This is a genomic window from Flavobacterium sp., assembly GCF_027490375.1.
Classification (GTDB): Bacteria; Bacteroidota; Bacteroidia; order Flavobacteriales; family Flavobacteriaceae; genus Flavobacterium.
On sequence record NZ_JAIXYH010000005.1, the window covers coordinates 32,539 to 42,027 of the forward strand.

General features: G+C 42.5%; 7 protein-coding genes and 1 tRNA gene. All 8 read left to right on the forward strand.

Annotated elements, in window-relative coordinates:
• Positions 1-1,308: an FtsW/RodA/SpoVE family cell cycle protein gene (locus Q0064_RS00540; protein ID WP_298142684.1), complete on the forward strand. Its 1,308-nt coding sequence runs from the start codon at positions 1-3 to the stop codon at positions 1,306-1,308.
• On the forward strand, positions 1,305-2,402 hold the full coding sequence (gene murG, locus Q0064_RS00545) for an undecaprenyldiphospho-muramoylpentapeptide beta-N-acetylglucosaminyltransferase (RefSeq protein ID WP_298142687.1): 1,098 nt from the start codon (positions 1,305-1,307) through the stop codon (positions 2,400-2,402). Before Q0064_RS00540 ends, murG begins: the two co-directional genes overlap by 4 nt.
• Entirely contained in the window at positions 2,399-3,742 is a 1,344-nt protein-coding gene (murC, locus tag Q0064_RS00550) for a UDP-N-acetylmuramate--L-alanine ligase (RefSeq protein WP_298142689.1), read from the forward strand. Before murG ends, murC begins: the two co-directional genes overlap by 4 nt.
• Positions 3,729-4,463, forward strand: a complete 735-nt coding sequence (locus tag Q0064_RS00555) for a cell division protein FtsQ (RefSeq protein ID WP_298142692.1) — start codon at positions 3,729-3,731, stop codon at positions 4,461-4,463. Before murC ends, Q0064_RS00555 begins: the two co-directional genes overlap by 14 nt.
• 6 nt (positions 4,464-4,469) lie before the next feature.
• A complete protein-coding gene (gene ftsA, locus Q0064_RS00560; protein ID WP_298142694.1) occupies positions 4,470-5,852 on the forward strand; it encodes a cell division protein FtsA in 1,383 nt (460 codons plus the stop codon).
• Between the two features lie 28 nt (positions 5,853-5,880).
• A complete protein-coding gene (gene ftsZ, locus Q0064_RS00565; RefSeq protein WP_298142696.1) occupies positions 5,881-7,866 on the forward strand; it encodes a cell division protein FtsZ in 1,986 nt (661 codons plus the stop codon).
• A 115-nt stretch (positions 7,867-7,981) separates the two neighbouring features.
• Positions 7,982-8,434 carry a GatB/YqeY domain-containing protein gene (locus tag Q0064_RS00570; protein WP_298142699.1) on the forward strand — a complete coding sequence of 151 codons (453 nt, stop codon included), beginning with the start codon at positions 7,982-7,984 and terminating at the stop codon, positions 8,432-8,434.
• Between the two features lie 35 nt (positions 8,435-8,469).
• Positions 8,470-8,543, forward strand: a tRNA-Arg gene (locus tag Q0064_RS00575).
• Positions 8,544-9,489: the final 946 nt, after the last annotated feature.

The window sequence follows — 9,489 nt, forward strand, 5'->3', positions numbered from 1 at the left end:
ATGTTTAAGTTTATACAGCGTTTAAAAGGAGATAAAGGCATTTGGTCGTTCGTGGCCTTACTTGCCCTATTTTCGTTTATGCCTGTATTTAGTGCTAGTAGTAATCTGGCCTACATGAACCACGGTACTGGCAACACGCTGGGATACCTTGTAAAACACGCGGTACATATTGGGTTCGGATTTTGGATACTGTATCAAGTGCAGAAAATTCAGGTTAATCGCTTTAAAGCAATCGCAATATTGTTGCTTCCCTTCAGTTGGTTACTAATTGCGGCAACGTATTTTATTGGTGTCGAACAAGGCTCGGCTACACGTTGGCTTCGCATACCCGGAACTTCCATAACCTTTCAGCCATCAACCGCTGCATTTGTAATGTTAATGATGTTTGTGGCTTTTTACCTTTCGCGAAAGCGAGAAGAACCGCTCACTTTCAAAAGCACACTCATTAATTTGTGGTTGCCTGTTGGCGTCACGCTTATGCTGATTCTACCCAACAACTTTTCCACGGCGGCTTTAATCTTTGCGATGGTGCTCATGTTGGCGTTTACCGCGAATTACCCGCTGAAGTATTTGTTTGGTGTTGTTGGAATTGGAGTAACGGCTTTTGCGCTATTTATCGCCGTCGGGAAGTTTGTCAATAAAACACAGCCCGAAGTTAAAACCGGATTGTTTCACCGTGTGGCAACCTGGGAAAAGCGCTTCGAATCGTTTGTAAATGAAGACGAAAAAACCGATGCGCAAAACGACGATTATCAAATAGAAAAAGCCAAAACGGCCATTGCAACAGGAGGTTTATACGGTCTCGGCCCTGGGAAAAGTGTACAAAAGAACTTTCTTCCGCAGTCATCATCCGATTTTATCTTTGCGATTATCGTAGAAGAATACGGTTTGCTGGGCGGACTCGCCGTGTTGTCTCTGTACATGTTGCTGTTTTTACGATTCATCATTACGGCACATAAAGCAAAATCAACTTACGGGAAGCTACTTATTATTGGTCTCGGATTTCCCATCATATTCCAAGCGCTCATCAATATGGGAGTTGCCGTACAATTATTGCCCGTAACCGGACAAACCTTACCCTTGGTTTCCAGCGGAGGTAGTTCGATTTGGATGACCTTTTTTGCCATCGGGGTGATACTCAGTGCAACGAAGAAAGAAGAGGAATTTGCAGAAGAACAAGCCGAACGCGATGCTCGTGAAGCGGCGCTGCAAAAACTAATCGACAAACAACTTGAGGAAGAACGCCAGCTTGCCGAAGCCGAAGCCCTTAAAGGAGTTGTATCAGAAACTAAAGCCGTTCAATCATGACAAAAGGAAAAAACCATAAACTCAAAGTGATTGTTAGTGGCGGCGGAACGGGCGGCCATATTTTCCCAGCAATTGCTATTGCCGATGAGATTCGTCGCAGAAATCCGGATGCCGATATCCTTTTTGTGGGCGCACGAGATAAAATGGAAATGCAAAAGGTCCCGCAAGCCGGATATTCGATAAAGGGCTTGTGGATTGCCGGAATTCAACGCAAACTAACGGTCGACAATCTATTGTTTCCCATAAAATTATTGAAATCGTTGATTGACAGCTATCGTATTGTTAAGTCATTCAAACCAGATGTTTGTATTGGAACCGGAGGCTTTGCCAGCGGACCATTATTGCGAGCAGCAGCTTTTGCCGGAATTCCAACAGTTTTACAAGAACAGAATTCATTTCCAGGAATTACCAATAAATGGTTGGCTAAATACGCAGCCGTCATTTGTGTAGCCTACGATAAGCTAGAACGTTTCTTCCCAAAAGACAAGATTCGGCTTACTGGAAATCCAGTACGGCAATCGCTAGTTGTTGCTTCCGAAAAACCAAGTCAAAAGCTCTTTGATAACAATCAACCTACTTTACTGGTTTTAGGCGGAAGTTTAGGTGCCTATGCCGTGAATAAACTGGTAGAAAAACACCTACCACTCTTCAAAAGTCTCAGAATTAACGTATACTGGCAATGTGGTAAAAATTATGAGAGTACATACACTAAATACAACTCCGACGGAATCATAGTTTCGGCTTTTATCGAGTCTATGGAAACAGCCTACAACAATGCCGACATCATTATTTCTCGCGCAGGAGCTTCGTCTGTTTCCGAGCTTTGTTTGGTAGGAAAACCAGTAATCTTTATTCCTAGTCCGAATGTTGCCGAAGATCATCAAACTAAAAATGCACAGTCGTTAGTTGATAAAAATGCAGCAATGATGCTCCGCGAAAGCGAACTCGAAACAGCATTCGAAAGTACATTCTCCAATTTGTTCCGCGACAACGATTTGCAAAAGCAATTATCAGAAAATATTAAGCAGTTGGCAAAGCCACGAGCTACTCAAGATATCGTCGATTTAATTTTTGAAATCCTGCAAAAGAGATGAAGTTAGCACATATAAAATACATCTATTTCCTCGGGATTGGCGGCATCGGCATGTCGGCTCTAGCTAAGTATTTTCACCGTTTGGGAAAACAAGTTTCGGGCTACGATAAAACGCCTTCGGCAATAACCGCCGGTTTACAAGAACTCGGAATTGCTATTTGCTTTTCTGAAGATGTAAGTATCGTTCAGGATTTTAATCCCGATGAAACCTTGGTAGTGCTAACGCCTGCGGTTCCAAAAGATCATGCACAATGGAACTACTTCCTGACGCATAAGTATCAGATCATGAAACGCGCCGAAGTTTTGGGCTTAATAACGCAAGACACCTTTTGTTTTGCTGTAGCTGGAACACACGGTAAAACTACAACTTCGGCTATTTTGGGGCATATTTTATACACTGCAAATTCCGATGTTACGGTTTTTGTTGGTGGAATTGTTGAGCAATACGGCAGTAATTTAATTGGAACGGGAAAGACAGTCACCGTTGTGGAAGCCGATGAGTTTGATCGTTCTTTTTTAAAACTCTCGCCTGATTTACTTTGTGTAACTTCTGTAGATGCCGATCATCTGGATATTTACGGAACTGCGGAAAATATAGCCAAAGGATTTAATCAGTTTGCTGAAAAAGTAGCTGCTGATAAACGATTTGTTGCCAAAGGCATTCCCATTGCAGGACATACCATATCGAGCACCGAAAACGCCGATGTGTCCGCAACAAATATTCGAATCGAAAATGGAAACTATGTTTTTGATGTTCGGTATTTTGAAGAGGAAATTCGCGATTTAGAATTTGGACTTCCGGGACGCCACAATCTTAGCAACGCTTTAACCGCTTTGGCTATGGCAAAAGCCTACGGAATTGCTAATGCCGATATCAAACTAGCATTGAAGAGCTTCCGCGGAATTGAACGCAGATTTTCCCAAGTGTATAAATCAGACGAACGTGTTTATATAGACGATTACGCACATCATCCAACCGAAATTGCAGCCGTGCATCAGGCTTTGCGCGAATTGTATCCGAACGATCGTATTTTGGCCATTTTCCAACCGCATTTGTTCAGCCGGACGCAAGATTTTGGAGCCGATTTCGCGAAGGCGTTAAGTGCGTTTGATGAAGTTGCGTTGTTGGAAATTTATCCTGCGAGAGAGTTGCCTATTGCTGGAATAACTAGCTCGTGGTTGCTTTCGCAGATGGAAAACAAACAAGCAGTGTTGATCGAAAAATCGGCGATTCTGGAAACTATACGCCAGTCAAAAGCACGGATTGTTTTAACGATTGGTGCAGGCGATATCGGTGTCTTGGTAAGTGATATAAAAAAGATGTTACATGGAAGCGAGTAAAAAGAGAAATCTCCTATACAATATCCGATTATTTGCCATGCTTTTGGTACTGATTGCTTTGTACGCTTTCTCGGTAAACCGCAATAAAAGCCGACAAATTGCAAAGACTTTGGTCTTTTTCGAACCGACAAAAGATCAGTTTATTAGCAAAACGACGGTTAATAAATTGTTAATAGAAAATATTAGAGAGGCAGGAAGCCACGCAAAAGAAAATTTAGATTTGAATCAATTGGAGCACACGCTTAACGCGAATCCAATGATCAAAAAATCAGAAGTTTCGCTGGGAATCGACGGCGTTTTACGAGCTAAAGTTGAGCAACGCGCACCCGTGGCGCGTTGGGTAAATGATGGTATGATTTTTTATATTGACGATGCAGGGACTAAAATGCCGCTGTCTGAACTGACTTCGGCGCGTGTTCCGCTTGTTACAGGAGCAATTACCAAAGAAAACACAAAAGACATTTGTGAAGTCTTGAAGTACATCAACGATGATTCTTTTTTAAAGAAAGACATCATCGGAGTAAAAATTGCCCCAAATGGTTCTTTACTGATGTTGAGCCGGAGTTATGATTTTAAAATCGACTTTGGTGAGCCAAAGCACATACATAGAAAGTTTTGCAATTACAAAGCTTTCTATTTTAAAGCAGAAGCCGACAAGAGTTTAGAAAAATACAAGCTCGTTAATTTGAGATTTACAAAACAAGTAGTGTGCACAAAATAAATAGTTATGAGTAACGAAAAAATAGCGGTTGGTTTAGATATCGGTACAACCAAGATTGTAGCCATGATTGGCAAGCGCAATATGTACGGAAAGCTTGAGATTCTCGGAGTAGGGAAGTCGAAAAGTTTGGGCGTTGCACGTGGTGTAGTAAATAACATTACCCAAACCATTCAATCTATTCAACAAGCTGTTGCCGAAGCTGAAAGTGTATCTGGCTACAAAATCAAAGATGTAGTGGTTGGTATTGCGGGTCAGCACATTCGTTCTTTACAACACAGCGATTACATCAGTCGCCCGAATCCAGAAGAAGTAATTGGCGATCAGGATATCGAACAATTAATTGCACAAGTTCACAAACTAGCTATGTTACCGGGCGAAGAAATTATTCACGTACTGCCACAAGACTTTAAGATCGATGGTGAAGCCAACATCAAAGAGCCAGTTGGTATGTCGGGTGGTCGAGTGGAATCGAATTTTCACGTGGTTGTAGGTCAGGCGGCAAGCATTCGAAACGTAGGCAGATGCATCCAAAGCAGCGGAATTCAGTTGTCTGGATTAACTCTCGAGCCTTTGGCTTCGGCCGATGCGGTTTTAAGTCAGGAAGAGAAGGAAGCCGGCGTTGCGTTAATCGATATTGGTGGTGGAACTACCGATTTGGCTATTTTCAAAGACGGAATCATTCGCCATACAGCCGTTATTCCTTTCGGAGGAAATGTAATTACCGAAGACATAAAAGAAGGCTGTTCGATAATCGAAAAACAAGCAGAACTACTGAAAGTGAAATTCGGTTCGGCTTGGCCAGGAGAAAATAAAGACAACGAAATTGTTTCGATTCCTGGTTTGAGAAATCGCGAACCTAAAGAAATATCGCTAAAAAACTTGTCGAAGATAATTAATGCTCGTGTTGTTGAAATTATCGAGCAGGTTTTCGCGGAAATTAAAGCGTATGGTCACGAGAGTCCTCGCAAAAAACTCATCGCCGGTATTGTTTTAACGGGCGGAGGAGCACAACTCAAGCACATCAAACAATTGGTGGAATACATCACCGGTATGGATACGCGAATTGGCTATCCGAACGAGCATTTAGCAGGCGATTCAGACGAGGAAATATCTTCGCCACTTTACGCTACTGCTGTAGGTCTGGTTATGAATTCCATTCGCAACCAAACACAATCAGCTGTGAAGTTTGCTCCGGAAGTTGTTTCAACGCCAAAGCCAGAGCCTATTGTTGAGGCAGAACCTGTTGCAGCTGCTCCTGCCGAGGCAGTTGCTATTGAAGAAACACCGATGGAACCGAAGTCGGCCAACTCAACAGAAGGCAAAATGAAAAAGTCGTTTTTCGACAGATATGTAGAGAAAATCAAGGATTTCCTTGAGAATGCAGAATAACAATTTAGATCAGTAAAATACCCATAATATGGAAAGCAACTCAGATTTTGGAAGTATCGCGTTTGATTTACCAAAAAATCAATCAAACGTAATTAAAGTTATCGGCGTGGGTGGCGGCGGAAGTAACGCAATCAACCACATGTTTAAACAAGGCATAAAAGGCGTCGATTTTATTGTGTGTAACACTGATTCGCAAGCTTTACAAAATAGCCCGGTGCCAAACAAAATTCAGTTAGGCGTAACATTAACAGAAGGTTTAGGCGCAGGTGCAAATCCGGAAATCGGACAGCAAGCGGCTATAGAAAGCGTCAATGAAATCGAGAAAATGCTAGACAGCAACACCAAAATGGTTTTCATTACTGCCGGTATGGGTGGCGGTACAGGAACCGGTGCTGCTCCTGTAATTGCGAAATTGTCTAAAGAACGCGATATCCTTACTGTGGGAATCGTAACAATTCCGTTTCAGTTTGAAGGTAAAGTACGTCATGAACAAGCACTTGCCGGTGTAGAACGCTTGCGCAAGCAGGTAGACTCGCTTATTGTAATCAACAACAATAAACTGCGCGAAGTTTACGGAAATCTTGGTTTTAAAGCCGGATTCTCTAAAGCAGATGAAGTTTTAGCAACCGCTTCAAGAGGTATTGCAGAAGTAATTACGCACCACTATACACAAAACATCGACTTAAAAGATGCGAAAACAGTTTTGTCGAATAGCGGAACAGCAATTATGGGTTCGGCTACAACCAGTGGCGAAAACCGCGCGAAAGAAGCCATCATAAACGCCTTGGATTCACCTTTGCTAAACGACAATAAAATTACGGGTGCGAAAAACGTATTGTTGCTTATCGTTTCTGGTACCGACGAGATTACAATGGATGAAATCGGAGAAATCAACGAGCACATCCAAGCAGAAGCAGGCGGAAATGCCAACATCATTATGGGTGTGGGCGATGATGAGAAATTAGGCGAAGCTATTTCTGTAACCATTATTGCAACAGGTTTCAATGCCGATCAACAAAGCGAAATCGTGAATACCGCTCCAAATCGGATTATTCACACTTTAGAAGACGAGCAAAAATTAACACAGCAATTAACGCCAGGTTACGTTTTGCCAACGCCTGTGATTGAAACTCCTGTTGTTGCTGAATCGAAAGTCGTTTTTAATTTAGATGACGAGTTGGTTGAAGAACCGATTAAAGATATAACTGCCGCAGTGGAGTTTACACCCGAGATTGTAACGCCAGCTGCTCCCGTAGTAGAAACACCACAGTCGGATTTACTAATTGCTACGACAGAGTTTATCAGAAATATCGATGTAACATTCGAAATTGTTTCTCCATTAGCCGAGCAAGACTTCTTCTTTACACCAACGCAAGTTGTAACAGAAAAACCAGTTGCAAGCGTTGAAAAAGAGCAGATCTCTTTGTCGTTTGACTTACCGTTAACGCAGCCAGAAAAAACGGAAGCGCCTACCTTACTTTTCGATCTTCCACAAGAAACCAAAGAAATAAAAGTAGTTGAAGCTTTAGAAGTAGTTCCGGTTACCGACGTTACTTCAAATGGTGTAATTGTGCATTCGTTGGAAGAATATATGGAGTTTGAGAACAGCCTACTTCAGAGTCAGCCACAAGCTAAAGCAGAGGAGCAAATTCCGGCAGAATTAAACATTACCTTGAAACAAGTAGAAACCCCTGCAACGCCTGTTCAAACGCCAAGTGCTACGAACCAGTCGGCACCTGTTGATATCAATCCGACCGACATGAGTTTGGAGGAAGTGAATCGATTGAAAGCGGAAGAGCGTCGCAGAAAGTTGAAAGAGTTCAATTACAAGTTTCACAGCAATAGTGCGCGCATAGACGAGTTGGAACGCGAGCCGGCATATAAAAGATCGGGTATTGACTTAACACAAGGACCAAATACGAACAGTGCTTCGCGTACTTCGTTGGGAATTGATAGCAATAACGATATACAGCTGCGTTCAAACAATTCGTTTTTACACGACAATGTAGATTAGGTACGTTTATAATTATTAATAGCGAACCCGGAGGAAACTTCGGGTTTTTTTATGGATTCTTTGGTTTTAAAACGCGCGCTAGTTTGCGTACCTTTGCACTTCAAATTTAGAAATCATGAGTTTAGCGGCGCAAATTACAGAAGAGTTAAAAACAGCCATGAAAGCTAAAGATACGGTTGCTTTAGAGGCTTTACGTGCTATAAAATCGGCTTTGTTATTGGCCCAAACCGAATCGGGGGCGAAAGAGGATTTGGATCCGTCTGAAGAGATAAAATTGTTGCAGCGTTTGGTAAAGCAACGTAAAGACAGCGCTAGTATTTATACAGAGCAGGGGCGCGCTGATTTGGCAGCGCCAGAATTGGAGCAAATAAAAGTGATTGAACGGTTTTTGCCACAGCAATTATCTGAAGAAGAGGTAGATGCGCGCGTGAAAGCTATTTTAGATGAAAATGGACTATCAGGTATGGCGAATATGGGTAAAGCTATGGGGCTAGTTACGGCAGCTTTATCGGGTCAGGCCGATGGTAAATTAGTATCGAGTCTTGTTAAAAAACACTTGGGTGCGTAGTTCTTTTTTATAGTTTTGCACTCCTTACATAAGGCGGCCTCGTAGTTCAACTGGATAGAATATCAGATTTCGGCTCTGAGGGTTGGGGGTTCGAATCCCTCCGAGGTCACGAATAAATCAAAAACACGCTAAAATCCGACGAGCTTTGCTCAGTCGGATTTTAGCGTGTTTTTGATTTTCAGCGCGGAGCGCTCAGGGATGTCGCGATGCAAGAGCGAAATCCCTGATTCGTGTTGGTTCGTTTTTATGATTTGTTTCGAGCTTTGCTCAGTCGGATTTTAGCGTGTCTTTGATTTTCAGCGCGGAGCGCTCAGGGATGTCGCGAGGCACGAGCGCAATCCCTGATTCGTGTTGATTCGTTTTGGAGCAAACAGCACAGCAAAAAATCTGTGATTAATGCTGTAAATTCACGGTCGTCGGCTTGTAGTAATTTATTCATCAACTTACGGCGACCTACAGGTTAAAAAATGAATTGTTTTTTTTGGGCGTTCCGGCGGCCAGATTCGTAACGCTTCGCAAACGTATTTTCGCGTGGGCCGCCGTCAGGCCTTACACTCCAAGCTTTTTTGGGGCTTAAACGCCACCCCAAAAAAGGCTTTCTGTTGCAGTCCTTAACGCGAAGCAGCGTAACCTACGAAAGTGCATAAATAAAACGTTTGAGTTCAAAGTCTTAGTTTTTAAAACCCAAGCTTGCTTTAACGTTACTATCACGATCAATTCACAATTTTCCAAAAAGCGTGCTATGTTCGCGGCCGATCTTGCACCCGATTTGAAGGAGAAAGCGGTTGAAAAAATGCGCTTGCTCATACTATTATTGGGAACTTCCACCCCCGCCCCGTAAAGCGAAATTACAATTTGTTTGAAATTATCATTACGGGTTTTCCGTAAATTTTCAGCTGTTTTGAATTGATTTTCGGAGCACTTTTTCGGAACACGATTTTGCACCGGATTTGAAGGAAAAAGCGTTTTAAAAATGCGCTTGCTTATACTATTATTGGGAACTTCCACCCCCGCCCCGTAAAGCGAAATTACAATTTGTTTGAAATTATCATTAC

Coding starts and splice junctions, on each gene's coding strand:
- Q0064_RS00540 (WP_298142684.1), top strand. CDS start 1: ATGTTTAAGTTTATACAGCGTTTAAAAGGAGATAAAGGCATTTGGTCG.
- murG (WP_298142687.1), top strand. CDS start 1,305: ATGACAAAAGGAAAAAACCATAAACTCAAAGTGATTGTTAGTGGCGGC.
- murC (WP_298142689.1), top strand. CDS start 2,399: ATGAAGTTAGCACATATAAAATACATCTATTTCCTCGGGATTGGCGGC.
- Q0064_RS00555 (WP_298142692.1), top strand. CDS start 3,729: ATGGAAGCGAGTAAAAAGAGAAATCTCCTATACAATATCCGATTATTT.
- ftsA (WP_298142694.1), top strand. CDS start 4,470: ATGAGTAACGAAAAAATAGCGGTTGGTTTAGATATCGGTACAACCAAG.
- ftsZ (WP_298142696.1), top strand. CDS start 5,881: ATGGAAAGCAACTCAGATTTTGGAAGTATCGCGTTTGATTTACCAAAA.
- Q0064_RS00570 (WP_298142699.1), top strand. CDS start 7,982: ATGAGTTTAGCGGCGCAAATTACAGAAGAGTTAAAAACAGCCATGAAA.